Origin of the sequence: Nocardia vaccinii NBRC 15922, assembly GCF_001613305.1 — a bacterium.
GTDB lineage: Bacteria > Actinomycetota > Actinomycetes > Mycobacteriales > Mycobacteriaceae > Nocardia > Nocardia vaccinii.
In genome coordinates this window covers 482,791-507,838 of the sequence record NZ_BDCC01000012.1, presented here as the reverse complement: position 1 = coordinate 507,838, position 25,048 = coordinate 482,791, and the positions used below count along the sequence as shown (strand labels likewise).

The window sequence follows — 25,048 nt, the reverse complement described above, 5'->3', positions numbered from 1 at the left end:
ATCGAGCTCCTCGTAATCGGCCGGCGCGTCCAGCGCTGAGACTGATTACCTCAGCTCGTAGCTGCGACGCGCCACCCTCGATCAGCCATCGGCTGTCGGGGGCTTTTTTGTGTTCAGGCCAGTTCCGCTGGGAATGACAAGCAGTAAAGGATCAAGACGGTGAGCGCACCTACCGCACGGCCCGGGCCCTCGGCCCGCAGGCCCGCGCCCTCGGCCAATCAGCCGGCATCCGCGACTACTGCCGCACCGAACCGCCGCCAGGTCCCGCCCGAGCGGGTCACCGGCGCGCAGTCGGTCGTCCGCTCCCTCGAGGAGCTCGGCGTCGACACGGTCTTCGGCATTCCGGGCGGTGCGGTACTCCCGGTCTACGATCCGCTGTTCGATTCCACCAAGGTCCGTCACGTACTGGTCCGGCACGAGCAGGGCGCGGGTCACGCCGCGACCGGCTACGCCCAGGCCACCGGCAAGGTCGGTGTGTGCATGGCCACATCGGGTCCGGGCGCGACCAATCTGGTGACCCCGATCGCGGACGCGCAGATGGATTCGGTGCCGCTGGTGGCCATCACCGGTCAGGTGGGCCGGAGCCTGATCGGCACCGACGCCTTCCAGGAGGCGGACATCTCCGGTATCACCATGCCGGTCACCAAGCACAACTTCCTGGTCAACGATCCGCTCGACATCCCGCGGATGATCGCCGAGGCCTTCCACCTCGCCTCGACGGGTCGTCCCGGCGCGGTGCTGGTCGACATCCCCAAGGATGTGCTGCAGGCGCAGACGCTGTTCAGCTGGCCGCCGGAGATGCGGCTGCCCGGCTACCGTCCGGTGACGAAACCGCACGGCAAGCAGGTGCGTGAGGCCGCCCGGATGATCCTGGACTCGAAGTCGCCGGTGCTGTACGTCGGCGGCGGCGTGATCAAGGCCGACGCCTCGGCGGAACTGCTGGAACTGGCCGAGCTGACCGGTATCCCGGTCGTCACGACGCTGATGGCGCGCGGCGCGTTCCCGGACAGCCACCGCCAGAACATGGGTATGCCGGGTATGCACGGCACCGTGGGAGCCGTTGCGGCACTGCAGAAGTCGGATCTGCTGATCACCCTGGGCGCGCGTTTCGACGACCGCGTGACCGGACAGCTCGATTCGTTCGCCCCGAACGCCAAGGTGATCCACGCCGATATCGACCCCGCGGAGATCGGTAAGAACCGGCACGCGGACGTGCCGATCGTGGGCGACTGCCGCGAGGTGATCGCCGAGCTGATCGAGACCCTCAAGAACGATGAGGCCACGAAAGCTGTGTCTTCTGGTCGCTCCGCAGGCTCCGCTCCGGGCCCGCTGCTGGAACTTTCGGAGTGGTGGAGCTACCTCGACGGTATCCGCGCGAGCTATCCGCTGGGCTGGACCCCGTCTTCGGACGGTTCGCTCTCCCCGGAATTCGTCATCGAGAAGCTCGGCCGGCTCGCCGGACCCGACGCGATCTACTGCGCCGGCGTCGGCCAGCACCAGATGTGGGCCGCGCAGTTCATCAAGTATGAAAAGCCGCGCACCTGGCTCAATTCCGGCGGTCTGGGCACCATGGGTTACGCCGTCCCGGCGGCCATGGGGGCCAAGATGGGCGCGCCGGACAAAGAGGTGTGGGCGGTCGACGGCGACGGCTGCTTCCAGATGACCAATCAGGAGCTGGCCACCTGTGCCGTGGAGGGCGTGCCGATCAAGGTCGCGTTGATCAACAACGGCAACCTCGGCATGGTCCGGCAGTGGCAGACGCTGTTCTACGAACAGCGGTACTCCAATACCGATCTGGGCACGCACACCCTGCGCATCCCCGATTTCGTCAAGCTCGCCGAAGCGTTGGGCTGCCACGGAATTCGCGTGGAGAAGGAAGAGGAGGTGGAGGCCGCGATCCGCGAGGCGCAGTCCATCAACGACCGTCCCGTGGTGATCGACTTCATCGTCGGCAAGGACGCGCAGGTGTGGCCGATGGTCGCCGCCGGCACCTCGAACGACGAGATCATGGCAGCCCGCGGCATCCGCCCGCTGTTCGACGACGACGAAGCGGCCGCGGAGCCCTCGGTGATCCACGAGGCGATGGCGCACGAGCAGGCCGGGCAGAAGGGGGACCGTTAATGAGTACCACCCACACCTTGAGCGTGCTGGTGGAGGACAAGCCCGGCGTGCTGGCCCGGGTGGCGAGCCTGTTCTCGCGGCGCGGATTCAATATCGAATCCCTCGCGGTCGGCGGCACGGAACTGCCGGACGTCTCGCGGATGACGATCGTGGTGACGGTCGAGGACCTGCCGCTCGAGCAGGTGACCAAACAGCTCAACAAGCTGGTGAACGTCATCAAGATCGTGGAGCAGGATTCGGACAACTCGGTGGCTCGCGAGCTGATCCTGGTCAAGGTCCGCGCCGACTCGAGCGTGCGCACGCAGGTCATCGAATCGGTGAATCTGTTCCGCGCCAAGGTGATCGACGTCTCGCCCGATGCGCTCACCGTCGAGGCGACCGGCACCCGGTCCAAACTCGACGCGCTGCTGCGGATGCTCGAGCCGTACGGCATCAGGGAGATCGTGCAGTCCGGCGTGGTGGCGGTGGGGCGCGGTCCGAAATCGATCACCGCGACCCGGTGACGTCGCTCGCAACGCGCGCCGTACGCGGTGGTAGAGGACGGGCGCTGCATCGACGCGGCGTCGCGAGGACTAGGGTTGTCGTCGGTCGATAGGTCGGCGCAACTGCTTTCCCCCGCTGCCGCGGGGTCCGATCGAAATTGATGCATTGAACTGAATGCGCCTGTGGCGCGCACCGAACACACTCCCCGGCACGCTCGGGGATCATCCGCGAAGGGATACAAACAGTGGCTATCGAGCTGTTCTACGACGACGACGCCGACCTGTCGATCATCCAGGGACGCAAGGTCGCCGTCATCGGCTATGGCTCGCAGGGGCACGCGCACTCGCTGAGCCTGCGCGACTCCGGCGTCGAGGTCCGCATCGGCCTGAAGGAGGGCTCGAAGTCGCGGGTCAAGGCCGAGGAGGCCGGACTGACGGTCGGCACCCCCGCCGAGGTTTCCGAGTGGGCCGACGTGATCATGCTGCTCGCCCCCGACACCGCGCAGGCGTCGATCTTCACCAACGACATCGAGCCGCACCTGAAGGACGGCGACGCGCTGTTCTTCGGCCACGGCCTGAACATCCACTTCGGCCTGATCAAGGCCCCGGGCAACGTCACCGTCGGCATGGTCGCCCCCAAGGGCCCCGGCCACCTGGTGCGTCGTCAGTTCGTCGACGGCAAGGGCGTGCCCTGCTTGATCGCGGTCGACCAGGACCCGACCGGTCAGGGTCAGGCGCTGGCGCTGTCCTACGCGAAGGGCATCGGCGGCGCCCGCGCGGGCGTCATCAAGACCACCTTCAAGGAGGAGACCGAGACCGACCTGTTCGGTGAGCAGGCCGTGCTCTGCGGTGGTACCGAGGAGCTGGTCAAGACCGGTTTCGAGGTCATGGTCGAGGCCGGTTACGCGCCGGAGATGGCGTACTTCGAGGTGCTGCACGAGCTGAAGCTGATCGTCGACCTGATGTACGAGGGCGGCATCGCGCGGATGAACTACTCGGTGTCCGACACCGCCGAGTTCGGCGGCTACCTCTCGGGTCCGCGCGTCATCGACGCGAGCACCAAGGAGCGCATGAAGGAGATCCTGAAGGACATCCAGGACGGCACCTTCGTCAAGCGCCTGGTTGCCAACGTCGAGGGCGGCAACAAGGAGCTCGAGGGCCTGCGCAAGGCCAACGCCGAGCACCCGATCGAGGTCACCGGCGCCAAGCTGCGCGGCCTGATGAGCTGGGTCGACCGGCCGATCACCGAGACCGCGTAGGGTTTTCGCATCAACTGCGGCCCGGCACCTTCCGAAGGTGCCGGGCCGCAGTGCGTTTCGGGTCGGTGCTACGCGCCGGGATCGTTCGGGTGTGGCTGGACGGCGGTGATCTCGAAGTTCATCCAGTCCTTGAGCGGCAATGATCCGAGAACGTTTGTGCAGAGGTCGTTTTCGTCTTCCGCTCGCCACAGACCGATGCTGCGCATCTCGCCGACGGGGCGCCAGAGCCTGCCCAGGTGTCCGGTGGCCGCGAGTTCCTTGGCGCGGACGGCTTCCGCGGCGCGGCGTGCGTCGACCTCGGCCGGATCGGTGCCGTCGGGAATCGTCGTGGTGATCTCGACCAGGAACTCCTTCATGGTTCTTCTCCGTTCGATGCGAATCGGTTGGGTGAGGTATGCCGAGAATCAAGGTGAGCCTCAGCTGTGTAGGGCAATCGTCGTCGTACTTCTCGATGATCCAAAATCCCGCTCCAGCGCCTGTCGCCTTCGTGGTCAGCGCGGAATGGTGCCGCCGTCGATGACGAACGTCTGCCCGGTGATGAAACTGCCTGCGTTCGAACACAACAGCAGCGCGGGCCCGACCAGTTCGTCCGGCTCACCGAGCCGCCGCAGCAACGGTGCCGCGGCCATCGCGTCCACCACTTCCTGCGGATTGTTGCGCACCATATCGGTGTCCACAGCACCGGGTGCGATCGCGTTCACCCGGATCCCGTCGGCGGCGAATTCGGCGGCCATCGAGCGGGTGAACGACAACAACGCCGCCTTACCCGCCGAATACATCGCCAGCCCGCCGGAGAACCCCAACGCCCCGATGGATCCGAAATTCAGCACGGCAGCGTGTTTGCTCTGCCGCAGATACGGCAGCGCCGCCTGCACCAGAAACAACGGCCCCTGCACATTCACCGCGAACGACTTGTCCACCGCAGCCTTCTGCATGACTTCCAACGGCTGAGCCAGTGCGTTGGCGGCATTGTTGATCACGATGTCGACCCCGCCGAACGCCTCCACCGTCCTCGCCACCAGCGCCTGCAACCCATCGACCTCTCCCAAATGGGTTGGCACCCCGACAGCCTCGGCCCCCAACGCCCGCAACCGCTCCGCCGCCTTCTCACAAGCCTCCGGCTTCCGACTGGCGACAACAACTTTCGCCCCTGCACACGCCAACCCCTCGGCCAGTGCAAGCCCGATACCCCGAGTGCCGCCAGTGACGATCGCGGTCCGTCCGCTGAGGTCGAAGAGTTTCTGAAATGAGCTATGGTCCACTGAGTCGGCCTCTCTCACGGGTAACACGGTGCGTCCGACGCTGAACTGACGACGGTCGCAGTCAGTTCTACCAGCTGGTTGCGTACCGTATCCCTATCCTGCGGCCCTTCCTGCCTCCACCACGGGCGCATCCTGCTCACCCTCTGCGCGCCACAGAAGCGCCGCCCGGCGGCCTGCGAGGTCGCATTCCTGATCCCGGGCGGTGGTGTGGATGATCTTGTCCGCGAAGGTTTCGATCCCCGGGAACGGCGGGGTGTACGGCCGGGGCAGCCGCGGCCACCGCGCGGTGGCCGCACCTGGGTCGCTCGCGTGCGATTGGACGGCGGTGATCTTGAAGTTCGGCCGGCCGACGCGACAGTATTCTTTCGCTCGAGTCCCGGTGGGCGAGTTGCCTGGTCCGAGGCCTCTCGGATGAGATCGCGGCATGCTCCTCGATGAGCCGAGCGGCTCCACGCAGGAACCCCTCCGCGGAGCCGGGCTCTGCCGAATCAGCGGCGGTTCAGCGTGATTCCCGCCAGGGGATACGGCGCCTTCAGCTGTGTGCCGGCGATATTCGGGACGCCGATCCAATGTCCGAACCGCGGATCGATGTCCTGTAGATCCAGGCCGAACGGCCTGCCGTCGAAGGTGACGCGAGTTTCGTCGGGTCCGATCGGGGACTGGCGTCCGGTGACTCCGGACTCCCCGCAGACCAGGACGACAACGACGTGGTCCAGGAAAACTTGCAGGTCACAGTTCTCCATGGGCGAGCCCAGGACGTTGGAGGGGTGCCTGGTGATGTGGTATGTGCCGGGTGGGATCACGCCGTTGCGCGGAAATTGCGGGTCGTCGGCAGAGGCGACGGCCGGGAGCGTGGTGAGGGCGGCGGCAGCGAGTGCGATACCGGCGGCGATGCGACCGAATTTCATCCGTTCGGCTCCTTCAGGGTCGATTCGTGTTCGGGTCGATCTGTGTGAGGTATGTCGAAGCTGACGTTCGAGTTGTTCCATTCGGAACGTAGCCGTCGATCATGCCCGTGCCGATATCGTGCGGGCGTTGCGACTCGCGGGGTCGCCCGAGCACGACCACCCCCGCAATGGTTAGCGTCATTGGTATGGACTCGCTGGTTCAGCGCATCCTCAGCCTTCCACCGGTGTGGACGTACCTGGTGGTGGCGCTGTTGGTGTGCGCCGAGGAGGCCATGGTCTTCGGACTTCTGGTGCCCGGCGATACGGCCGCGATCCTGGCCGGCGTCGCCGCCAACCGCGGACGGCTGGATCTGCCGACCACTCTCGCGCTCGTCGTCATCGCGGCGATCATCGGCGCGAGCGTCGGATTCGGCACCGGCAGGGTCTTCGGCGCGCGAATCCTGCGCTGGGCGATCTTCGAACGTCATCGCGAGCGGTTGGACCGCTCCGGCCGGTACTTCGAACGCCACGGCAGCTGGGCCGTGATCCTCGGCCGCTTCAGCACGTTCTTCCGAACCATGCTGCCGCAGTTGGTCGGCATGTCCTCGATGAGCTATGCGCGATTCCTGTTCACCAGTACGGTCGGCGCGATCATCTGGGGTTGCGCGATGGTGATGGCCGGCTACGCGATCGGCGAGTCGTTCACGGCGATTCTCGCGCGCGTCGATGCCTGGGCGGCGCTCGTCGTCGTGGTGCTCGTCGTCATCGGTGTCGTCATCTGGAAATGGCGGCGTCACCATCGTCCCCCGACCATCGACGACCGGCACTGATCGAACGACGACGGCCCGGCACCCCGTGCGGTGCCGGGCCGTCGCACCCGGGTCTAGCTGCTCCCGAACCATCCCGGAGGTACGGGGCGTTGCCAATCCGGGCGATGGTGGTGACGACGCTCGTAGGGGTTGCGGTCGTCCCACCGGCCATAACGGTTCCAATTGTCCCAGGTCCCCGGCACGTCCCACGCCGCGTTCCAGTGCTCGTGCCGGACCTGCGTCGCGTGCGGGGTGGTCGGCTCGGCCTGCGCCGGAACAGCCAGCGCCGCAAGCGGAATCGCCACGATCGCCGCCGCGACCGCCACCCGCGCCATATGCCGTTTGCTCATTCCGCTCACCGTCTCCCAACTCGATTGCCCTGCTTGAATTTTCGCGCAGAACCAACCGAAGGTCACCGGTGTCGGCCCGACTTCCGGGTCAGAATCCCCCGCAAGGATGAGACCCCCTCCGGGACAACCCCTATCCCACGACCCGCACTTCCCCCTCGGGCTTGTCCGGATCGATGTGCCAACTGTGAATCCGAACCGGCCGACTCCGAATGATCTTGTTGGAGAACCAGTCCGGGGCAACCGGCGGCGTCTCCACGGTGAGCACCTCCGCCAGTCCCCGAATGATGACTCCGCGCCCCCACCCGGGCTTGACCGCGTCCGGCTCGTCGGGAGTCATATCGTCCACGGCGAAGGTGACATTCGGGTTGGCCTGGACGTTCCGGTATCGCTGAGACTCCGGGTTGGGGCCGCCGATATCGATGGTCCCGTCGTCGTTCAGTTGGAAGCCGACGGGGGCGATGAGGGGCTTGCCACCTGGGGTTACGGTGGCCAGGCGGCCGAGGTTCTGGGTGTGGAGGTAAGCGCGTTCGATGTCGGTGAAGGGCATGAGTCGATACTAAAACCTCAAGCAACATTGAGGTCAAGATGGCGATCGAGCGTTCCATAAGCGTCGAGGTGGGTTGGTTGCGTGGGCTTTGGTGGGGTAGTCGTTTGGACGCTAGTCTGAATGGAACAGAGTCAATCTAGCGTCCATGTTGTAGGGGAGTTCAATCGATGGCCCGCATTTTGCGGATCGTTCCGAGTACGCAGGACCGTATCCGGCCGCATAAGCTCGAAGAGGGTGTCACCTGCGAGTACAAGGTGCTCGAGAGTCCGGACGGGGAGACTTTGGTGCATTTGTCGACTTTCGGGTCGGAAAATCGAGAGTCTCCCCCGAAGAGTAGCCAGTCGATGCAACTCGACCGTGAGCAGGCTGCTGGGCTCATGCGTATCCTGCGTAGCGCGTTCGGTCGCCAAAAGAGCGATCCGGGCGGTTTTCCACCCGAGATAAAACCGGTGTTCCCTGACGCTACTGAGAAATTGGCTGATAAGCTTCTCGTCTCGAAGGAATGGATTCAGCAGTGCATAGAACTACTTAGAGATCGTCCGCAGCTCATATTTTATGGCCCGCCGGGCACCGGGAAGACCTACCTCGCCACGGCGTTGGCGGAGTATTTTTCCGGCAAAGAAAACGTTAAAGTCGTACAGTTTCACCCTTCGTACTCGTACGAAGACTTCTTCGAAGGATTTCGACCGAGCAGATCCGGCAACGGACAACTTCAGTACGATGTACACCACGGTCCACTGAAGGTTCTGGCCGATGAGGCCAGGATGAATCCGGATAGAATCTACACACTCGTGATCGATGAGATAAATCGTGGAAATATCGCGAAGATATTCGGTGAGCTGTACTTTCTGCTGGAGTATCGTGACAGCAACTTGAGTCTAATGTATTCCGATGAATCGGATCCGACGTTCACTCTCCCGAATAATCTTGTCATCATCGGCACGATGAACACGGCCGATCGATCAATTGCGCTCTTGGATTCTGCCCTACGTCGACGGTTCGCATTCATTGCGCTGCATCCTTCGGAGCATCCGACCAAGGACGTGCTTCGCCGGTGGCTGACAGACAGGGAGTACGGTAGTGAGCCAGCGGACCTTATGGATGCGTTGAACTCGAAGATACCGGACGAAGATTTCAAGATCGGTCCCTCGTACTTCATGCGAGCTTCTGCTGCATCCGATGATGGTATTGAACGCATATGGCGTACATCTATACTTCCTCTGTTGGAAGAATATCATTACGGTGATCCGAATTTTGTTGTACGAGAAGAGTATTCGCTGGAAGTGATTCGTAAGCTTGCTCGCGATGGCGAATCGACACCAGGGGCCCCGGCGTAATGAAACGTCTCGATCTGGTCGAATGGGGTGACACGGGGGCGGTTGATCTATCGGCTGAGGAGTACGAGGCATTGGTGGAGCTCAAGGTATCCACGGTTACCCGGAAATCGCGTGGAAAGTACTCGGTCAAACCGCGGCAGCACGTAGGATCTATAAGGTTTGGCGATGTGCAGCTCAATATTCGTCCCAAAATAACTGAGATGAATCGACTGCTGTTCTTCATTGGGTATTGTTCGAATCCTGCGATTTGGCGAGACGAGTTTGTTCGCTTGGAAAAAGCGGACGGGTTGTTTCCGGCTGTTGCGGAATCGTTCGTCAGACTGGCGTCGCAATCTATCGACCAAGGGCTTCTGCAGGGGTATGCAACGGTCGCGGACCGTCTCTCCGTTATGCGCGGCAGGGTCCGATTTCGGGATCAAATCACGAGAAATTTCGGAATGCCGCTTCCGGTGGCCGTAGAGTACGACGACTTCACTCCCGATGTGGCTGAGAACAAGGTAATATTACTTGCTACACTCAGGCTACTGGGTATGCCCGATGTCGAAGGTTCGGCACGACAGCGTCTCAGCAGGATACGAGTGATGTTGGATGATATAACCTTACCGCGCAAGTGGGAGGGGGCACCGAAATGGTCGGCTAACCGACTGAATGTCAGATATCATGACACTTTGCGACTCGCTGAAGTGATTCTGGACAATAGTTCCTTCAATCAGGATAACGGCCCGCTCGCGGTATCTGGATTCATGTTCGACATGTCTAAGATATACGAAGATTTCGTTACTGGGGCGCTCGGCATGGCTATGCGTCAATTCGGGGGAAAACCGAAATTACAGGATGTGCAAGATCTAGATAAAGGCTCTCATGTAAAGATCCGTCCAGACCTTGTCTGGTACGGTGATAATGGACAGCCGATTGCTGTTGTGGATGCAAAATATAAGTCTGAGCGACCGAGGGGCTTTCCTGAAGTTGATCTGTATCAGATGCTTGCCTATTGCTCGGTACTCGATCTGAAGGAGGGTCATCTGATCTATGCGAAAGGTAACGGCTCGGCAAGAACTCATGAAATCCACAACTGCGGAATCGCAATCCATTGCCATACTCTGGATCTAGCTTCTCCTCCCAATGAGCTGCTGAAGAACATCGAGCTTCTAGCACATGTGATCATGCGCGGGAACCCATAAGGTACAAGCTATTCGAGATCTCCTGTTCATTGGGTGGGGCGGCGAGCGGCAACGACCGACTGAGATCGCCGAGCACCTCGAGGGGCCAGCGGTCGGCTGCAGATCGTTACTGCCCAGCGTCTGGCGGACTGCATCGGTACGGTGAGACCGCCTGGCTCACAACAACGCCGGGCAGCCGATACGAAGGGATTCCGATGTTCGCTCTGGTCGTTCGTTTCGATCTGGCCGACACCGACAAGGCAGCCGACTTCGATGCTCTGGTCGCTGAGACTGTTGCCGCCATCCGCATAGGTGAACCCGGCACTCTCATGTACGCGACGCACACCATCGAGGGGGAGCCACTCGCACGGGTTTTCTATGAGGTCTACCGCGACCGGGATGCGTTCGATGAGCATGAAACTCAGCCACATACAGTGCGTTTCCTGTCTGAGCGGGAGAAGTACATCAGCAGTTTCCGCGTGGAATTCCTGACACCGCTCGCGCACAAGGGTTTGCCGGACTGAGCTGGTTCAAGGGGCGATTCCGCACCAATGGGCGAACCCGCTCACGATGTCGGTGCGTCTCGCTTCCGCGCGGGCAAGCGATCGCACCGTCTCGTGCACCATCGGGTTGTAGCGAGTCTGCGCTGGGGCGACCATGCGCGCGGTCGTCAGTGCATCGAACGCCCGAGATCGGTTGCCGTGCAGTAGGTAAGCGCGGGACACATCAATCCAGTGCATCCCCACGCGCTCCTTTGGAGTACCGACCGGGATTACCAGATGTGCGGCACGGTCCAAGGCCGAAGTTGCGTCGAGCCCCTCGACGGCCAGTGCGACGCTCCAGATTCCGACGTTTGTCGGACCGAAGGTCAATACGAGGTCGGAATCGTGTTCGCTCATGCGGTCGGCGGTCTCGCGAGCTTCCGCCAAATGTTCGTCGGCGAGATCGCGACGGCCGGATCGTGCTGCGGCGAGCCCGGATTGTAGATGTAGGCCGCCCCAAGCGATGAGGTCCGAACGGTGTCCGGCCGACAGTCGAGGTTCGATGTCAGTGCGACATGTCTCGAGGTATCGGAGAGCGGCGTTCCAGTCGCCGCTGCTGGTGAGGATCGCTGCGCGGTGGAATTGCGCCGCGGCCGTCCAGACCGGATCGCCGGATGCGTCTGCAGCCCAAGACATTCGTTCTACTGCCAGAGTGGCGAGATCGGCGAAACCTAGCTTGTGCGATAAGGAATGGGCCGAGTAATAGAGTTCGCAGGCCATCACGAGCGCTCGGTCCCGGTCTCGACCGGCGCTGCGATGCACTGCGGCCCGAATCTCGGGCAGTAGCACTGGTAGTTGGTCGCCGAGCTTGTGAAAGCCGGCGCTTCGGCGTGCGGCGCAGATTTGCTCGACATCGGCGGCGAGCTCGGCCATCGGCCGCACCGCGGTCACCTGCTCCTCGGGATCCAGATCGTAAGCGGCCAACTCGGCGCGGATTGCGCTGATCGCGTTGTACGCCTCGGCATCACGAGGCGCAGCGGGTGCGTACGGTTGGCCGGTGAGGTCGGCGGCCGTGCACCGCAACGCTTTTGCCGTTGCCGCCAAGAAAGCCGACGACGCAGGGATTTTGCCCTGCTCCACCTTTCGGATCAGGCTGGCCGACAATTTCGCACGTTCAGCGAGCTGGGGCTGTGTCCATCCGGCGAGACGGCGACGCTCGGCGACATGTGCACCAACACCACGACTGTCCTCGGTCATGTCTTCATTGTCGCGCGAGGGCACCGGCCGGAGTGACAAATACTTTGTCACTTCCGCTCTCCGATCTCGACCACGGTAGATGCGTAACGCCCGCCGCCGGGACACTCTCGGGCACCCGTTGTCGTCAACAGCACGCGGCAGTTCAACGGCAATCGGCTGCGGGTTCTTCCCCTAGACCGGACCTTCACGAGGCGGACTGCAATATGAACACAGGCGCAACGTCACCGGAACTGCTTGCTATTCGGTGCATTCGACCCGAACTGACCAAGAACCGCGTTGCGGACGAACAGGCTATGAGCGAGATCGGTGTGCTACTCGGGTACAGAGTCGCCGAGGTTGTGGTGATTGCCCCGACAGTCGAAGGGCCGCTCGTCACGGTTATGGACGCTCTGGCGGCGACCAATGCCGACGCGGTGATCGTGCCGACATGGGACCACCTGTACGGCATAGACAAATATCTTCGCGATGTCGTTCGACTGATCAGCGTTGCCACTGAACGCACTCGTCGTGCCGCGGGTGTCGCTACCACGCCGGGGAGGTCGTCTTGAGCCCGTCGGCGACGGTGTTTCTGATCGCGGGCGGCGTGTTCGTGATCATCGTGTCCGTTGTCGCGGTCGTCTGCCGCTGCTCCAGACATCCCGAATCGGATCCATCATCCGCCCGGGAACGCAATGGCGGGCAGTGGCTCGAAGATATGTCGGCGGCCACCGTGTGGTTCCATGTCGCGCCGCCGCGCCCGTTCCCACCTGATGAGGCTCAGCGGGTGATGCAGGATCATCGCGATTGCGACGCAGCCGATTGCCCTCGGAAGTTGGCTGCGATCGACGCGTTGATCCGCTCCGGGCGGATGAAGCCTCCGAGCATCGCTGCACGTTCTGCCAGAGGTGTGGTGAATCGGCGGCGACAGGCGATCGGGCAGGTCGCTCGGTGAACGCCACGGAGGATGCCTGGTGTGACTGGTGCGGAGCCCCGACCCAATGGATCTACCGTTACCAGGGCAGGGTGTTCTGTACTGTCGACTGCATCCTTCGATACCAAACTAGCTGGGACACAACCGATGTCATTGATCTGAGCGGCGTCTGGGTTGAACGTGACCGGAAGTCCGAGACATCTTGACTCCGTTACGACCCGGTTGGTTGAGCGACCAATGCACCGTCCGGACCAGCGGCCTCGATGCCGAATCTCGGACAGCGCAGATAGGCAACCGCCTCCTCGGCACCCACGGCCACAGATCTGTGGGTGCCGTGAAAGGCGCCTATTTCCAGCGATCTCTCAACTGCCGGAGGTTGGTATGTCGTCGACCCAGTCGAGGTGGTCCGACTTGTAGATGTACCTCGAGCCGGGTAGGCGGTTGTACGCAGAGGCCAGGACGGCCTGTGCTGCGGTGGATGCATTGGCCAGGTTGCGGTCTCGCGACTCGACCCACTCTTCCCAGGTCCATCCGCCCCGGCGTCGACGGTGTAGTCGGTGGCCGAATGCTCGACTCCGTCGACGAAGACGGTGATCGCTACCGGGCCGTCCGGATCGCGGACTACGACCAGTTCGATGTTCATCGGTTCACTCCGTTTGCGCCTGTCGAGAAGCATTGTGGCCAAAGGGGTTTGCTGGATCGTTCGAGCTCACGGATCTCGAGCTCATGGAGGCGATGCAAAGGTTATCGCACTGGACGAACTGCGCCCCATCTCGGCGGCTTTGAGCTCCCTGCCCACGCGAGTGTCACCGGCCCCGGCTGGAACATGTGCCCGTAGCGTGTAGCCGTGGATGAACGCGAGCTTTTGGAGGAGTACGTTCGGGACGCCAAGTTGATGCAGCTGTCGACGGTGTGCGGCGACGGCACACCGTCGGTGTGCAGCGTGTGGTATCTGCCGACCTTTCGTCCGGATCGGTTGTATTTCGTCTCCCGCACCGATCGGCTGCATTCGAACAACATTCGGCGCAACCCAGCGGTCGCCGGGGCGATTCTGGACAATCCGCCGGCCGAGCTCGGGTTGACGGCTCGCGGGGTGTCGTTCACCGGACGGGCGCGGCAGCTGCCTGGCACCGGCATCGATGACTTGGCTCGGGCGTTCGTCGCGCGCTGGCCGAATGCGGCGGGGGTCGTGAATGCGATGCCGGAGGGGGCGTCGCGGATGTTCGAGATCGCGGTGGGGCAGTGGGTGCTGTTCGATGAGGAGAACTTTCGGGGTGGGCCGCGCCGTGAGATCGACGGTATGTAGGAGATTTTTGTGGCGTCGCGGTGAGTTTTGCCCTCCGGCGTCGTCTGCTTTGCATGGGCAAACTCATCTATGGCTTCAACGTGTCGGTTGACGGGTACATCGCCGATGCGCAGGGCAGCATCGACTGGAGCGATCCGAGCGAAGAACTGCACCAGTACTGGAACGACATCGAGCGGGAGACCGCCCTGTCGTTCTACGGGCGGCGGCTCTACGAACTCATGTCCGCCTACTGGCCGACCGCCGACAGCGCTCCGGACGCCACCCCTGTGATCGTCGACTTCGCCCGCATTTGGCGCGGCATGCCCAAGGTCGTGTTCTCGCGCACCCTGGAGTCGGTCGACTGGAACTCCCGCCTGGAACGTGGCGACCCGGTCGAGATGGTGACCAAGCTGAAAGCCGAAACCGACGGCAGGCTGGAGGTGGCCGGCGCGACGCTGGCCGCACCGATCGTGCGGGCCGGACTGGTGGACGAGTATCGGATCTTGGTCGCGCCCACCGCCGTGGGCGGCGGCACCCCGTTCTTCCCGACACTGCCGTCATGGATCTCCCTGCGGCTGTTGGAGAACCGCACCTTCCCGGGCGGCACGGTCCTGCTGCGCTACGAGGCGAAACACGACTGATCGGACAGCTGCCGGCCTGATCAGCTCCGGATACACCACGCCGTCCACGACTGAGCCTGGCCGGATCCGCCGTTCGTCGTTGTGGCACAAGGGCGTCGGGTGCGAACTCACCCTTCGGCTGAAACCTCGGGAATCGGCAGGCTCGCGGTCAAATGGTCCAGGAGGGGAGTGAGCCGCCCCAACTCCGCGAGGTGCAACTCGCTCAGCGCCTCGATCCTCTCCTCCCCCAACGCCGTAGCGATCAACCGCACCACCCGCGAGTCCTGCGGATCCCGAATGCGTTCCACCAGACCGGCTTCCACCGCGCGATCCACCAGCCCGACGGCGCTGTGGTGGCGAACGGTGAGGTAGTCGGCGACTTCGCCGATGGTGGGGCCTTGGTGGTCGGTGTGGCCCGTGATCGCCAGGAGGAGTTGGTGTTGGGCGGGGGTCAGGCCTACCTGCTTGGCGCGTTCCTCGCTCCAGCGCTCGAAGCGGCGTAGAGCGGTCCGGAAGCGTAGGAGCGTGTTGTAGTCACGCGATGTCAGCTTGGGCATGCCGGTTCCAATTCCCTCGTATCGCATACCGGTCGGTGCGAATGACTGATTGTTCACACCCTACCGCCCTTGTATCGGGTCACGACATATAAGTATCGTAGTACGATATTTATAGAAGGAGTTGAGCCCATGGCATTGGATATTCTGGCTTTCGCACTGCCGGTGATCGTGCTGATGCTGGTGATCGCTGGGCTGCTGATCGGCTGGTCGGAGCTGTCCGATCCGCCGACTTCGACGATCTGTGCCAATTGCGACCGGTGGATGATCAACAAGCATCACCGGGCGCATCCGATCTGTATGCGGTGCCGCGTGCAGTACCTGTTCGCCGAGCCTGCGCCACACCCCCGGCACAGCGATCTGTACCGGATCCGCTGAGGGATTCGCGCTCCCGCCGACCGGATCGGCGGTGGATAGCGGATGTCGCCGCTCGATGACGGATGGTGCGATCGAGTGATGCGGCAGGGCGGTCACCGTTACCGGGATGCCGTCGGATGAGCTGCCGAATCTGTCGGTGGCGGCTGAGATCATCGGCGTGTGATTACCGTCGGTGACGTGCGCGAGGTTGTGGGCGGGCTGCCTCGGTCGTATGAGGTGGTCGTGCATGATCGGATCAAGTTTCGGGTTGGGCGGATCGTGTATGTCGCGTTCTCGCGGGACGAGACGGTGATGGGAGTCGCGTATCCGAAACAGGAGCGGGCGGCGTTGATCGCCGCCGAACCGGAGACGTTCCGGATGCCCCGGAAATCGGATCAGCGGTACAACTGGGTCGACTGCTCGATGGCCGCACTCGATGAGCGGCGAATGCGTGAGCTTGTCATCGATGCCTGGCGGATGGTGGTCCCCCGGTTCCTGCACGATCACCCCGGCACCTTCGGTATCGAGTAGTGGCCCGCTTGCGGGGGAGATGCGGTTGAGCGGTTGCCGAGGCGGGGTATCGCTCAGGACCGCCCGACCGCCGGCAGCACCTGTTCGGTGAACAGCCGCAACATCTTCCAGCCCTCGTCGAGCGGGATACCCCCGGCGAGGGGGTTCATCACGATCTGTTCGACTCCGCCGTCGATCGCGGCGAGACATTCTTCCGGAGTGAGGATTTCGACGGCGTTGCCCCGACGCAACTGTTCGACGGTCATCGCTTCCTCGTTCGGCCGGGGGACGCCCTCGCTCTTCCACGAGGCGTATTCGGCGGCCTCGGCCAGCAGACAGGGGCCGAGTTCACGCCACGCGGTTTCGGGATCAGGGTGCACGAGGGTGGTGGTGTTTCCGCGCGGTGGCCGATAGACGAAGCCACTGGTGCTGTTGCGCGCGAGTTCGTCCCGATAGAGCTGCTCGAGCTCGGGCATGGGCATCGGGGGATAGAACGGCAGGCCGTAGCGCGCCGCCCGCCGCGCTGCCGCGGCACTCATCCCGCCGATGAACATGAGCGGGTGCGGCCTGGTATGCGGCAGCGGCGTAACGCGCGTACTGCGGCCGTTGCGCTCGAACGGTTCGCCGCTCCACGCCTTCATGAGGATGTCCAGGCATTCGTCCATACTTCGCCCGCGGCGCGACCATTCCCGGTCCAGCGCCCGGTACTCCGCCTCCCGGTAACCCAGTCCGGCGACGAAGCTGAAGCGCCCGCCGCTGAGGTTGTCCAGCACCGCGATGTCCTCCGCGAGGCGCACCGGATCGTAGAGCGGTACGAGCAGGGCGGACACCGAGATCTGCACCCTGCGTGTGCACCCGGCGACCGCCGCGGCCAGGATCAGCGGGGACGGCAGCCAGCCGTTGTCCGCCAGATGATGTTCCTCGCAGGCGACCGCGGTGAATCCGCGCGCGTCGACGTACGCGGCCATCTCGAGCGCTTCCCGGTAGCGCGACATATGTTCCGCGCCCGGGACGTTGGTCATGGTCAACCGCAGGGCCGTCACCACCATCGGCGTGACTCGCCCTCGTGCCGGATGGACTCCGTCGCGGCGATTCGCATCGTACGAACTCCTTCACATGCGGGTCAGTGGGGCGAGCGCGAGTCTAGACAGCTGTACAAGCCGATCGCCAGCGGCCGTTGCGCGGGATGACGGCCGATAGCATGGGCCGATGGCGTTGTACCTGTTCGCGGGGATTCCCGTCGCCGACTTCCGAGCGGCCCTGAGCTGGTACGAGAAGGTGTTCGGTGGGCCGCCGACGTCTTTCCCGCACGAAACCGAGGCGGTCTGGCAAATCGCCGAAGAGCGATTGATCTATATCGTTCAGCGTCCGGAACACGCGGGGCACAGCATGGTCACGCTCATCGTGGACGATCTGGACGCCCGGGTGACCGAAGCATCCCGGCGGGGCGTGGAACCGGCGAAGCGCGAGACCTACGACAACGGCGTCCGCAAGATCACCTATTACGACCCCGACGGCAACGAGATCGGGTTCGGGCAGGTCCCGGGTTGACCGGCGGGATCAGAGTTCACCGCCGAAGTCCATCTGCTGCCGGTACGCCTCGGTCAGCACGTCGTTGGCCAGATCCTGACTGTGGTTGCGGGCGTAGCGCGAGATGCCGCGGCGCATCATCCGGATGTTGAGGCTGTAGGCGAGGTCGAAGAAGTCGTAGCCGCTGGTAACCGAGTCGACATTGATGTCCTCCTCGATCAGGTCGTACAGACCGAAGACCCACGACCACACGCGCTGATTGCGGTAGGTGCCGGGTAGGGCATGGAACAGATCGCTCTCGATGGTCAGATCCTCGTCGGCCATCCCCTGCGGGATGTCGACGTTCATCCGGATCGTGGTGTAGAGGCTGCCGTCGTCGAGTTTGCTTTCCGAGACGAACAGCGTCTCCAGGCCGCCGCAGCGCAATGTCATCAGCCGGCGCCCGCCTCGCGAACGGGTCGGCAGCGCGGAGATGTTCCACAGGTAGCGTTGGGTGTTCACCGGATCGGGAATGGTCTCGTTGATGTACAGCGCGATGGCGGCACGCAGCGCCGGATAGTCGTCGTGTCGGTGCAGCTCCCAGTAGCGGTGTCGTTGCTCGCCGGCGGTTCCGGTATCCACCGTGGTGCGTGATCCGCGGTCCCAGGGCAGCACGATGGAACGCGCGTGCTCGACCGGGACGAATTCGTCGTCGTCGTCACCGGCCAGATAGACCCACTGCTTGTTGCGCAGCTCCGTGGTCTGCTCCAGCAGGGAGATCAGGTGACGTTCGGCGAAGTCGAGGTCCTCCACCGGCCACGGCGCGAAATCGATCGTCTCGATGTCGTTCCACATCCGGGCGTGCGCGGAGAATCTGGCCGCCACGTTGACCGATTGACCCACATACGCCTCACCGTCGGCGAAGTGCAGGACGTACAGCCCGCAGAGGGTCGTCTCGGCGACCAGAAGCGGCGTGATGGTACCCAGACCCGACACGTTGTAGCACTTGAATCGGTACTCGGGCTCTAGCGCATCGTTCGCCATGGGTCATCGATATCAGAATTGCCAGGCGGCGGGGTAATTATGCACGCCTATCGATACCCATGAAACCCGGTGCGGCCCAGATGAAAACCGACCGCTCCCTGCGCTGTCCTGTCCGGATGCCGGGCGCGCAGCAGCGCCGGTGTGAGATCGTGTTCGGCGAATGTACGGATCCGGAATGAAGTCTCGCATCGTGCGGGCTGGTGAGGTCGGTGGGCGACATGAATGCCTCGTTTGAGCAAACCAGTTATACCCCTGAAGTTTTCGCCCGACCGTGGCTCGCCGCCGGAGCGCTGTTCGTGCGCGAGGAGTCGGTACTGCTGGTGCACAAGACCTACGGCGACGGCTGGGACATCCCCGGTGGATTCGTGGACGTGAGCGAGGCTCCGGTGGAGGCGTGCCGCCGGGAGATCGCCGAGGAACTCGGCCTCGCGCGGCCGCCCCGGCGCCTGCTGGTCTGTGATTGGGCACCGCATGACGGTACCGATCGGCTGCTGTTCGTGTTCGACTGCGGTGAGCTCGGCGACGAATCGGCCATCGTGTTGCAGGACAGCGAGCTGGATCGGTGGGAATGGGTGCCTGTCGCCGCGCTCGACGACTACGCGGTGCCGCGGCTGTCGAGCCGCCTGCGGCAGGCGTACGCGGCCTATCACGAGGGCGGCACGGTCTATCTGGAACGTGGGGCGCCGTTCGTCGGGGTGTGAGCTGATCAGGGGCGGGAATTCGGGCCGCGCGCAACGGTTGTCGTGCGTAGCGTGCCGGAACCGGCTACGCAGCCGTTCGTTTCGATCTTGCGTCGTTCCGGCCCGGGTCACGGCGAGCGGAAACCCGGCACGGTTACCATCGGTGCAATCCGCCGGAGCGGTCGGCGGCAGTAGTCGGTGGTACGGGAGCGCATGAACCAGGTCCTCTTCGCGGCCATGATCGCGCTCGCGGTCTCGATCACGTTGACGCCGTTGCTGATCAAGTGGTTCACCCGCAGCGACGTCGGACAGGAGATCCGCGCCGAAGGCCCGGCGAGTCACCACGCCAAACGCGGCACACCGACGATGGGCGGCATCGCCATCCTGGCCGGCATGTGGGCGGGATATCTGGGCGCGCACCTGATCGGGGCGCACTACCACCCACCGGGAATATCGGCCTCGGGCCTGCTGGTTCTGGGGCTGGCCACGGCATTGGGCGCGGTCGGATTCATCGATGATCTGCTCAAGGTCCGCCGAAGACGCAATCTCGGGCTGACCGCGGGCGGGAAGTTCGTCGGGCAGATCGCCGCCGCGCTGATCTTCGGAGTACTGGCACTGCGTTTCCCGAGCAGTACCGGATTGACCCCGGCCAGTGTGCACGTGTCCTACGTGCGCGATATCGACACCGTCTCCTTCGGTCTCGTCGCATTCCTGCTGGTCGTATCCTTCCTGGTGGTGGCCTGGTCGAACGCGGTGAACATCACCGACGGCCTGGACGGGCTGGCGGCCGGATCGATGGGCCTGGCGCTGGGTGCGTACGTGGTGGTGACGTCGTGGCAGTACATCAACTCCTGTTCCACCCGGCCCGAGATCGGCTGCTACGACGTCCGTGATCCGCTCGACCTGGCCGTGGTGTGCGCGGCCGGGGTGGCGGCCTGCGTCGGATTCCTGTGGTGGAATGCCGCACCGGCCCGGATCTTCATGGGGGATACCGGATCGCTGGCACTGGGCGGCATGCTGGCCGGGCTGTCCATCACCACCCGGACCGAACTGCTGACCGTCGTGATCGGCGCGCTGTTCGTCGCGGAGATTGCCTCGGTGTTGCTGCAGATCGTGGTCTTCCGCACCACGCGCAGCCGGCTGTTCAAGATGGCGCCGTTCCATCACCATTTCGAGTTGAGCAAATGGGCCGAGACGACGGTCATCATCCGGTTCTGGATACTGGGCGGAATCGCCGCGGCCATCGGGCTGATGCTGTTCTACGGGGAGTATCTGCACGTCGTCGGGTGAGCCGTCTCAGCGGACCTCGGCGACAGAGACCGTACGATTGTGCCTGCGGGACAACTCACATGCCTCGGCGACGTAGAACGCTTCGAGGGCATCGCGTGCACCGCAGGGGTTTTCGACCGCGCCGGTGGCCACGGCGGTGAAGACGGCCAGCTCCTCGATGTAGGCGCGGCGGAAGCGTTCCATGAAACCGGGGTAGGCGGGGAACAGCGGCGGCGGACAGTCGGGTTCGACCGAGCGCAGTGGTGCGCGATCATCCAGGCCCGCAATGGCGTTGGCGACCGAACCGAGCACCTCCAGGCGCACGTCGTAACCGGCGCCGTTGTAGCGGCTCAGGGAGACCGTCGCGAGGGTGTCGTCGTCCAGGCGCAGCGCGATCGCGGCGGTGTCCACGTCACCGGCGTCGCGGAAGAAGCGTTCACCGCGGTTCGCGCCCAGGACCGTCACCTCGGTGATCTCGCGGCCCGAGACCCAGCGGATGATGTCGAAATCGTGTACGCCGCAATCCCGGAACAGGCCGCCCGAGCGCGGAATGTATTCCGCCGGTGGGGGAGCCGGGTCCAGCGTGGTGGCGCGCAGGGTGTGCAGACGGCCGAGTTCGCCGGAGGCGACAGCGGCGCGGGCGGCTCGGTATCCGGCATCGAAACGGCGCTGGAAACCGATCTGCACCGGAACGCGCGAGTGTTCGAGATGATCGATCACCGCGAGCGTGCCCGCGATATCCGCGGCCACCGGTTTCTCGCAGAAGACCGGGATGCCGAGATCGACGGCCGCGGTGATGAGTTCGGGATGTGAGTCGGTGGCGGTGGTGATCACGACACCGGTGAGATCCGAGGCGAGCAGCGTCCGGATATCGGGCGCGAATTCCACGCCCAATTTCGACGCGGTGGTGCGGGCGCGTTCGGGCTCGGCATCGGCCACGACGACCTCGTCCACCTCGGGCAGGTTGCGCAGGATCTCCGTATGTGCGACGCCGATACGGCCGGTGCCTGCCAGTCCGATCCGGAATGTCATGGGGGCGTTCTCCTTTCGTGGCGGGGACGGTGAGTCCGGTGGGCCCGCACGGTCGGCATGGTGTGCTCGACGGTCAGTCGGCGGGTGCGGCGGTGGTCGCGCGGACGATCAATGCGGGCTGTATGCGTCGCCGGACCGGGTCGGTGCGATCGGCGTGCAGCCGCTGGGCGAGCGCCTCGACCGCGAGGCGGCCGATCTCGGTGCGCGGCTGATCGATGGTGGTCAGCGCGACGTGCCGTAGCGCGGCCAGCGACGAGTTGTCGTAACCGACGATCGAGACATCCTGTGGCACACGCAATCCCGCATCCTCCAGCGCGGACATCGCGCCCACGGCGTTGAAGTCGTTGCCGCACACCAGGGCCGTGGGAAAGTTGTTGGGGGAGAACACGGTCAGGAGTTTGCGCACGGCCGCGATGCCCGCCTCGTCGGTGTGCTCGCTCGGTACGACCAGGGGTTCGAGACCGTGCCGGTGCATGGCCGCGACGTATCCCTTGCGCCGTGGCGTCGCGCTGAAGGCCGCGCCGCCGTCGAAATGCACGATGCGCTTGTGGCCCAGGGTGACCAGATGATCCACGGCCAGTGCGGATCCGGTCTCGCCGTCATCGTCGACGGTGTCCACGCCCGCCACCGACGAACTGCGCGAGACCATGACGACCGGGCATTGCGTGGACGCCTCGCGGATCGCCGCGGCCGCGAGAACCGGTGAGAGCAGGATGATTCCGCCCGGACGGAAGGCCAGCAGACTGCTCAGCGCGGTGCGTTCGCGAGCGGGGCTGCGCCGGCCGGTGTTGAGGATCAGCTCGAGTCCGGCCTGCTGCGCCGCGCCGTCCATGGCCTCCACGACGTCGGCGAAGAAGGCGTTGTGCAGGTCGGAAACCAGCACGCCGACGATATTGGAGGTCCGGCTGGCCAGCGAGCGCGCCATGGTGTGCGGCCGGTAGCCGAGTTCGGCGGCCGCGGCCAGGACCGCGCGGCGGCGATGCTCGCTGACCTTCGGTGAATCGCGCATCACGAGGGAGACCAGGGCACGTGAGACGCCCGCCCGTGCGGCGACGTCCTGCATCGTCGGTCGCTGCATCGTGCCCTCTCCCCGGACGGTCGGCGGAACCTGTGCGCCGACGGTACCGCGCGTCGGCGCAGCGAGCAATAGAGCGCTCCAATCAGACATTCGCGCCATCCTGATTTTCCCGAATTCGCCTGGATGAGGGATATTTTGCGAGGTAGAAGCCGTGTAAACGCGGTGCGACGCCCTCTTGACACTATCGTGACACAGGTTACATTATTGGAGCGCTCCAATGATGCCGAGCGTACCGTGCACCGACAGGCCGGAGCGTTCTGATGACCGAACCGATGCAGCCGCTGCGGATCGCCGCCGCGCCGATCTCGTGGGGCGTGTGCGAGGTGCCCGGCTGGGGGCATGTGCTTCCCGCCTCGACCGTGCTGTCGGAGATGGCCGCGCTGGGGCTCGCCGCCACGGAATTCGGGCCGCCGGGATATCTGCCCGCCGAGCCGGACCGGCTCCGGGAACTGTTGGCTCCCTACGGAATCGCTGCGATCGGCGGATTCCTCGCCCTGGCTCTGCATCGCGATCCACAGGCTGCCCGCGCCGCCGCTCGCGCCAGTGCCGAGCTGTTCGCCGCGGCCGGAGCCGAGGTGCTGGTGCTCGCCGCGGCGACCGGGAACCAGGGGTACGACACCCGCCCGCAACTCGATGATCACCAGTGGCACACGCTGATCGGGACCGCCATCGGTATTCGCGATATCGCCGCCGGATACGGCCTGCGAACCGTTCTGCATCCGCATGTGGGCACGCTCGTGGAGACCGCTGCGGAGGTCGAGCGGCTGCTCGCCGAATCGGACCTCGAATTGTGCTTGGACACCGGGCATCTGCTGATCGGCGGCGTCGATCCGGTGGCGCTGGCACGTCGGCACGCCGATCGGATCGGGCATATCCACCTCAAGGATGTCCGCGCCGATCTCGCGGCCCGGATTCGCTGCGGCGCAATCGAATACAGCGCTGCCGTGCGTCAGGGACTGTTCGTGCCGCTCGGCGACGGCGATGTGGACATCGAAACGTTGGTCCGGTGTGCCCACGCGGGCGGCTACCGCGGTTGGTATGTGCTCGAACAGGATACGGCGCTGGCGGCGGGCGACACCGCGGCCGGGCCCAGCCGGGATACCGAACGGAGTCTGCGCCGACTCGAAAATATCGGCGCCGCACTGGGTTCCGCCGAACCCAGGAGTGAGCGGATCGGAGCCGGGGGGAGCGGAGCGTAACTCCGCCGCCCTCCGCCCTTCCGTCCTGATAGGAGAGATGATGACAACGAAGTCCGCCTCGGCCCGCACCGTCCGACCACGGTGGCGGCGTGTGCTGCCCTGGTTCGCCACGGCCGCGGTGCTGGCCGCGTGCAGCGGGCCCGCCGCCGAGAACACCACGACCCAGGCGCCCGGTGCGACAGGCGCGTTGACGTCGGTCTCCGTGGTCACGCACGGCAGTGCGGGCGACGCGTTCTGGAACGTGGTCAAGAACGGCGCGGACGCCGCGGGTAAGCAACTCGGCATCAAGGTCGACTATCAGTCCTCCGGCGATCCGACCCAGCAGGCCAAACTCATCGACAACGCGGTGGCCCAGGGGGTCGGCGGGCTCGTGGTTTCCATGGCCAACCCCGATGCGCTGCGTCCCTCGATCCAGAAGGCCGTCGCCGCGGGCATTCCCGTGGTCACCGTCAACTCCGGTGAGGCGCAGAGCGCGAGCGTCGGAGCGATCGGGCACGTCGGCCAAAGCGAGGAATCCGCGGGAGAGGGCGCCGGCAAGCGCCTGGCCGCGGCCGGAAAACACAAGCTGCTCTGCGTCATTCACGAGGCCGGGAATATCGGCGACAACCAGCGGTGCGACGGCGCGACCAAGGGATTCGGCGGGAGCGCGAGCACTCTGCAGGTCGACATCAACAATCCGACCGACGCGCAGTCCCGGATCAAGGGCGCGCTCGAGGCCGATCACTCCATCGACGCTGTGCTGACGCTCAATTCGCAGGTGGCGGCGCGCGCGGTGGCCGCGGTCGGGGAATCCGGTTCGGCCGCGCAGATCGCGACGTTCGATCTGAACAGTGAGGTCGTGGACGCCATCAAATCCGGCAAACTGCTGTTCGCCATCGATCAGCAGCAGTACGAGCAGGGATATCTGCCGATCGTGCTGTTGCAGCTGTACAAGTCCAATCGCAATACCGTCGGCGGCGGCGCACCGGTGCAGACCGGTCCGGCCTTCGTGGACAAGGACAATGTCGACGCGATCGCGACGTTGGTGTCGCAGGGCACGCGCTGAGAG

General features: G+C 64.3%; 28 protein-coding genes. 17 read left to right on the top strand and 11 right to left on the bottom strand.

Annotated elements, in window-relative coordinates; genetic code table 11:
• The first annotated feature begins 159 nt into the window (after positions 1-159).
• The 3 genes from NV1_RS10930 (at position 160) to ilvC (ending at position 3,862) form a co-directional block, all read left to right on the top strand.
• Positions 160-2,121 carry an acetolactate synthase large subunit gene (locus tag NV1_RS10930; RefSeq protein WP_067888652.1) on the top strand — a complete coding sequence of 654 codons (1,962 nt, stop codon included), beginning with the start codon at positions 160-162 and terminating at the stop codon, positions 2,119-2,121.
• On the top strand, positions 2,121-2,624 hold the full coding sequence (ilvN, locus tag NV1_RS10925) for an acetolactate synthase small subunit (protein ID WP_067888649.1): 504 nt from the start codon (positions 2,121-2,123) through the stop codon (positions 2,622-2,624). The genes NV1_RS10930 and ilvN overlap by 1 nt, the downstream gene beginning before the upstream one ends.
• A 224-nt stretch (positions 2,625-2,848) precedes the next feature.
• Entirely contained in the window at positions 2,849-3,862 is a 1,014-nt protein-coding gene (gene ilvC / locus NV1_RS10920; RefSeq protein WP_067888646.1) for a ketol-acid reductoisomerase, read from the top strand.
• Between the two features lie 68 nt (positions 3,863-3,930).
• Here the strand turns inward: ilvC and NV1_RS10915 are convergent, their stop codons facing one another.
• The 3 genes from NV1_RS10915 to NV1_RS10900 all read right to left on the bottom strand — a co-directional run bounded on the left by NV1_RS10915 (position 3,931) and on the right by NV1_RS10900 (position 6,032).
• Positions 3,931-4,218 (bottom strand): muconolactone Delta-isomerase family protein, encoded by a 288-nt coding sequence (locus NV1_RS10915; protein ID WP_067888642.1) that lies wholly within the window; start codon positions 4,216-4,218, stop codon positions 3,931-3,933.
• A gap of 135 nt (positions 4,219-4,353) precedes the next feature.
• Positions 4,354-5,124: an SDR family NAD(P)-dependent oxidoreductase gene (locus NV1_RS10910; protein ID WP_067888640.1), complete on the bottom strand. Its 771-nt coding sequence runs from the start codon at positions 5,122-5,124 to the stop codon at positions 4,354-4,356.
• A 488-nt stretch (positions 5,125-5,612) separates the two neighbouring features.
• Positions 5,613-6,032, bottom strand: coding sequence for a hypothetical protein (locus tag NV1_RS10900; RefSeq protein WP_067888636.1), 420 nt, complete (start codon positions 6,030-6,032; stop codon positions 5,613-5,615).
• Positions 6,033-6,217: 185 nt separating this feature from the next.
• Here NV1_RS10900 and NV1_RS10895 point away from each other — a divergent pair, with 185 nt between their 5' ends.
• Entirely contained in the window at positions 6,218-6,841 is a 624-nt protein-coding gene (locus NV1_RS10895) for a DedA family protein (protein WP_067888634.1), read from the top strand.
• Positions 6,842-6,894: 53 nt separating this feature from the next.
• Here NV1_RS10895 and NV1_RS10890 read toward each other — a convergent pair whose 3' ends face one another.
• Together NV1_RS10890 and NV1_RS10885 are read right to left on the bottom strand one after the other, a co-directional pair.
• Positions 6,895-7,170 (bottom strand): hypothetical protein, encoded by a 276-nt coding sequence (locus tag NV1_RS10890; protein ID WP_067888632.1) that lies wholly within the window; start codon positions 7,168-7,170, stop codon positions 6,895-6,897.
• Between the two features lie 130 nt (positions 7,171-7,300).
• Positions 7,301-7,717, bottom strand: coding sequence for a PPOX class F420-dependent oxidoreductase (locus tag NV1_RS10885; RefSeq protein WP_067888630.1), 417 nt, complete (start codon positions 7,715-7,717; stop codon positions 7,301-7,303).
• Between the two features lie 167 nt (positions 7,718-7,884).
• On the opposite strand from NV1_RS10885, the gene NV1_RS10880 reads away from it, so the two are divergent.
• The 3 genes from NV1_RS10880 to NV1_RS10875 all read left to right on the top strand — a co-directional run bounded on the left by NV1_RS10880 (position 7,885) and on the right by NV1_RS10875 (position 10,738).
• A complete protein-coding gene (locus tag NV1_RS10880) occupies positions 7,885-9,054 on the top strand; it encodes an AAA family ATPase (protein ID WP_067888628.1) in 1,170 nt (389 codons plus the stop codon).
• Entirely contained in the window at positions 9,054-10,235 is a 1,182-nt protein-coding gene (locus NV1_RS42025) for an McrC family protein (RefSeq protein WP_084525246.1), read from the top strand. Before NV1_RS10880 ends, NV1_RS42025 begins: the two co-directional genes overlap by 1 nt.
• A 194-nt stretch (positions 10,236-10,429) precedes the next feature.
• Positions 10,430-10,738 (top strand): putative quinol monooxygenase, encoded by a 309-nt coding sequence (locus tag NV1_RS10875; protein WP_067888625.1) that lies wholly within the window; start codon positions 10,430-10,432, stop codon positions 10,736-10,738.
• Positions 10,739-10,744: 6 nt separating this feature from the next.
• On the opposite strand, the gene NV1_RS10870 is transcribed toward NV1_RS10875, so the two are convergent.
• Positions 10,745-11,953, bottom strand: a complete 1,209-nt coding sequence (locus NV1_RS10870) for a helix-turn-helix domain-containing protein (RefSeq protein WP_067888622.1) — start codon at positions 11,951-11,953, stop codon at positions 10,745-10,747.
• 293 nt (positions 11,954-12,246) lie between these two features.
• Here NV1_RS10870 and NV1_RS10865 point away from each other — a divergent pair, with 293 nt between their 5' ends.
• From NV1_RS10865 to NV1_RS10850, 3 genes are all read left to right on the top strand, one after another.
• Complete coding sequence (locus NV1_RS10865; RefSeq protein ID WP_067888618.1) at positions 12,247-12,501, top strand: hypothetical protein; 255 nt, start codon at positions 12,247-12,249, stop codon at positions 12,499-12,501.
• Positions 12,502-13,710: 1,209 nt separating this feature from the next.
• Entirely contained in the window at positions 13,711-14,169 is a 459-nt protein-coding gene (locus tag NV1_RS10855) for a pyridoxamine 5'-phosphate oxidase family protein (RefSeq protein ID WP_067888612.1), read from the top strand.
• Positions 14,170-14,222: 53 nt separating this feature from the next.
• Positions 14,223-14,789: a dihydrofolate reductase family protein gene (locus NV1_RS10850; protein WP_067888610.1), complete on the top strand. Its 567-nt coding sequence runs from the start codon at positions 14,223-14,225 to the stop codon at positions 14,787-14,789.
• A 107-nt stretch (positions 14,790-14,896) separates the two neighbouring features.
• Here the strand turns inward: NV1_RS10850 and NV1_RS10845 are convergent, their stop codons facing one another.
• Positions 14,897-15,325, bottom strand: coding sequence for a MarR family winged helix-turn-helix transcriptional regulator (locus NV1_RS10845; RefSeq protein ID WP_067888605.1), 429 nt, complete (start codon positions 15,323-15,325; stop codon positions 14,897-14,899).
• A 129-nt stretch (positions 15,326-15,454) separates the two neighbouring features.
• On the opposite strand from NV1_RS10845, the gene NV1_RS10840 reads away from it, so the two are divergent.
• Entirely contained in the window at positions 15,455-15,700 is a 246-nt protein-coding gene (locus NV1_RS10840) for a hypothetical protein (RefSeq protein WP_067888602.1), read from the top strand.
• A gap of 159 nt (positions 15,701-15,859) precedes the next feature.
• Positions 15,860-16,210 (top strand): MmcQ/YjbR family DNA-binding protein, encoded by a 351-nt coding sequence (locus NV1_RS10835; RefSeq protein WP_067888599.1) that lies wholly within the window; start codon positions 15,860-15,862, stop codon positions 16,208-16,210.
• Positions 16,211-16,263: 53 nt separating this feature from the next.
• Here the strand turns inward: NV1_RS10835 and NV1_RS10830 are convergent, their stop codons facing one another.
• Positions 16,264-17,238, bottom strand: a complete 975-nt coding sequence (locus NV1_RS10830) for an LLM class flavin-dependent oxidoreductase (RefSeq protein WP_067888596.1) — start codon at positions 17,236-17,238, stop codon at positions 16,264-16,266.
• Between the two features lie 160 nt (positions 17,239-17,398).
• Here NV1_RS10830 and NV1_RS10825 point away from each other — a divergent pair, with 160 nt between their 5' ends.
• Positions 17,399-17,740, top strand: coding sequence for a VOC family protein (locus tag NV1_RS10825; RefSeq protein ID WP_067888592.1), 342 nt, complete (start codon positions 17,399-17,401; stop codon positions 17,738-17,740).
• A gap of 9 nt (positions 17,741-17,749) precedes the next feature.
• Here the strand turns inward: NV1_RS10825 and NV1_RS42020 are convergent, their stop codons facing one another.
• Positions 17,750-18,742: a GIY-YIG nuclease family protein gene (locus tag NV1_RS42020; RefSeq protein ID WP_084525245.1), complete on the bottom strand. Its 993-nt coding sequence runs from the start codon at positions 18,740-18,742 to the stop codon at positions 17,750-17,752.
• A gap of 218 nt (positions 18,743-18,960) precedes the next feature.
• Between NV1_RS42020 and NV1_RS10815 the strand changes: the two genes are divergently transcribed.
• Both NV1_RS10815 and mraY read left to right on the top strand, forming a co-directional pair.
• Positions 18,961-19,443, top strand: a complete 483-nt coding sequence (locus NV1_RS10815; RefSeq protein WP_067889039.1) for an NUDIX domain-containing protein — start codon at positions 18,961-18,963, stop codon at positions 19,441-19,443.
• 192 nt (positions 19,444-19,635) lie between these two features.
• Positions 19,636-20,712 (top strand): phospho-N-acetylmuramoyl-pentapeptide-transferase, encoded by a 1,077-nt coding sequence (gene mraY, locus NV1_RS10810; protein ID WP_067888590.1) that lies wholly within the window; start codon positions 19,636-19,638, stop codon positions 20,710-20,712.
• 6 nt (positions 20,713-20,718) lie between these two features.
• On the opposite strand, the gene NV1_RS10805 is transcribed toward mraY, so the two are convergent.
• Together NV1_RS10805 and NV1_RS10800 are read right to left on the bottom strand one after the other, a co-directional pair.
• Entirely contained in the window at positions 20,719-21,723 is a 1,005-nt protein-coding gene (locus NV1_RS10805; RefSeq protein ID WP_157116760.1) for a Gfo/Idh/MocA family protein, read from the bottom strand.
• Between the two features lie 73 nt (positions 21,724-21,796).
• On the bottom strand, positions 21,797-22,891 hold the full coding sequence (locus NV1_RS10800) for a LacI family DNA-binding transcriptional regulator (RefSeq protein WP_245713643.1): 1,095 nt from the start codon (positions 22,889-22,891) through the stop codon (positions 21,797-21,799).
• Positions 22,892-23,061: 170 nt separating this feature from the next.
• Between NV1_RS10800 and NV1_RS10795 the strand changes: the two genes are divergently transcribed.
• Positions 23,062-24,000 carry a TIM barrel protein gene (locus NV1_RS10795; protein ID WP_067888587.1) on the top strand — a complete coding sequence of 313 codons (939 nt, stop codon included), beginning with the start codon at positions 23,062-23,064 and terminating at the stop codon, positions 23,998-24,000.
• A 40-nt stretch (positions 24,001-24,040) separates the two neighbouring features.
• Positions 24,041-25,045, top strand: coding sequence for a sugar ABC transporter substrate-binding protein (locus NV1_RS10790; RefSeq protein WP_084525267.1), 1,005 nt, complete (start codon positions 24,041-24,043; stop codon positions 25,043-25,045).
• The last annotated feature ends 3 nt before the right edge of the window (positions 25,046-25,048 follow it).

Bases quoted from the DNA above. Each gene is read 5' to 3' on its own strand.
- ilvN (WP_067888649.1), top strand. From the start codon at position 2,121: ATGAGTACCACCCACACCTTGAGCGTGCTGGTGGAGGACAAGCCCGGC.
- NV1_RS10915 (WP_067888642.1), bottom strand. From the start codon at position 4,218: ATGAAGGAGTTCCTGGTCGAGATCACCACGACGATTCCCGACGGCACC.
- NV1_RS10900 (WP_067888636.1), bottom strand. From the start codon at position 6,032: ATGAAATTCGGTCGCATCGCCGCCGGTATCGCACTCGCTGCCGCCGCC.
- NV1_RS10895 (WP_067888634.1), top strand. From the start codon at position 6,218: ATGGACTCGCTGGTTCAGCGCATCCTCAGCCTTCCACCGGTGTGGACG.
- NV1_RS10890 (WP_067888632.1), bottom strand. From the start codon at position 7,170: ATGAGCAAACGGCATATGGCGCGGGTGGCGGTCGCGGCGGCGATCGTG.
- NV1_RS10885 (WP_067888630.1), bottom strand. From the start codon at position 7,717: ATGCCCTTCACCGACATCGAACGCGCTTACCTCCACACCCAGAACCTC.
- NV1_RS10880 (WP_067888628.1), top strand. From the start codon at position 7,885: ATGGCCCGCATTTTGCGGATCGTTCCGAGTACGCAGGACCGTATCCGG.
- NV1_RS42025 (WP_084525246.1), top strand. From the start codon at position 9,054: ATGAAACGTCTCGATCTGGTCGAATGGGGTGACACGGGGGCGGTTGAT.
- NV1_RS10875 (WP_067888625.1), top strand. From the start codon at position 10,430: ATGTTCGCTCTGGTCGTTCGTTTCGATCTGGCCGACACCGACAAGGCA.
- NV1_RS10870 (WP_067888622.1), bottom strand. From the start codon at position 11,953: ATGACCGAGGACAGTCGTGGTGTTGGTGCACATGTCGCCGAGCGTCGC.
- NV1_RS10865 (WP_067888618.1), top strand. From the start codon at position 12,247: ATGAGCGAGATCGGTGTGCTACTCGGGTACAGAGTCGCCGAGGTTGTG.
- NV1_RS10850 (WP_067888610.1), top strand. From the start codon at position 14,223: ATGGGCAAACTCATCTATGGCTTCAACGTGTCGGTTGACGGGTACATC.
- NV1_RS10845 (WP_067888605.1), bottom strand. From the start codon at position 15,325: ATGCCCAAGCTGACATCGCGTGACTACAACACGCTCCTACGCTTCCGG.
- NV1_RS10840 (WP_067888602.1), top strand. From the start codon at position 15,455: ATGGCATTGGATATTCTGGCTTTCGCACTGCCGGTGATCGTGCTGATG.
- NV1_RS10830 (WP_067888596.1), bottom strand. From the start codon at position 17,238: ATGGTGGTGACGGCCCTGCGGTTGACCATGACCAACGTCCCGGGCGCG.
- NV1_RS10825 (WP_067888592.1), top strand. From the start codon at position 17,399: ATGGCGTTGTACCTGTTCGCGGGGATTCCCGTCGCCGACTTCCGAGCG.
- NV1_RS42020 (WP_084525245.1), bottom strand. From the start codon at position 18,742: ATGGCGAACGATGCGCTAGAGCCCGAGTACCGATTCAAGTGCTACAAC.
- NV1_RS10815 (WP_067889039.1), top strand. From the start codon at position 18,961: ATGAATGCCTCGTTTGAGCAAACCAGTTATACCCCTGAAGTTTTCGCC.
- mraY (WP_067888590.1), top strand. From the start codon at position 19,636: ATGAACCAGGTCCTCTTCGCGGCCATGATCGCGCTCGCGGTCTCGATC.
- NV1_RS10805 (WP_157116760.1), bottom strand. From the start codon at position 21,723: ATGACATTCCGGATCGGACTGGCAGGCACCGGCCGTATCGGCGTCGCA.
- NV1_RS10800 (WP_245713643.1), bottom strand. From the start codon at position 22,891: ATGTCTGATTGGAGCGCTCTATTGCTCGCTGCGCCGACGCGCGGTACC.
- NV1_RS10795 (WP_067888587.1), top strand. From the start codon at position 23,062: ATGACCGAACCGATGCAGCCGCTGCGGATCGCCGCCGCGCCGATCTCG.
- NV1_RS10790 (WP_084525267.1), top strand. From the start codon at position 24,041: ATGACAACGAAGTCCGCCTCGGCCCGCACCGTCCGACCACGGTGGCGG.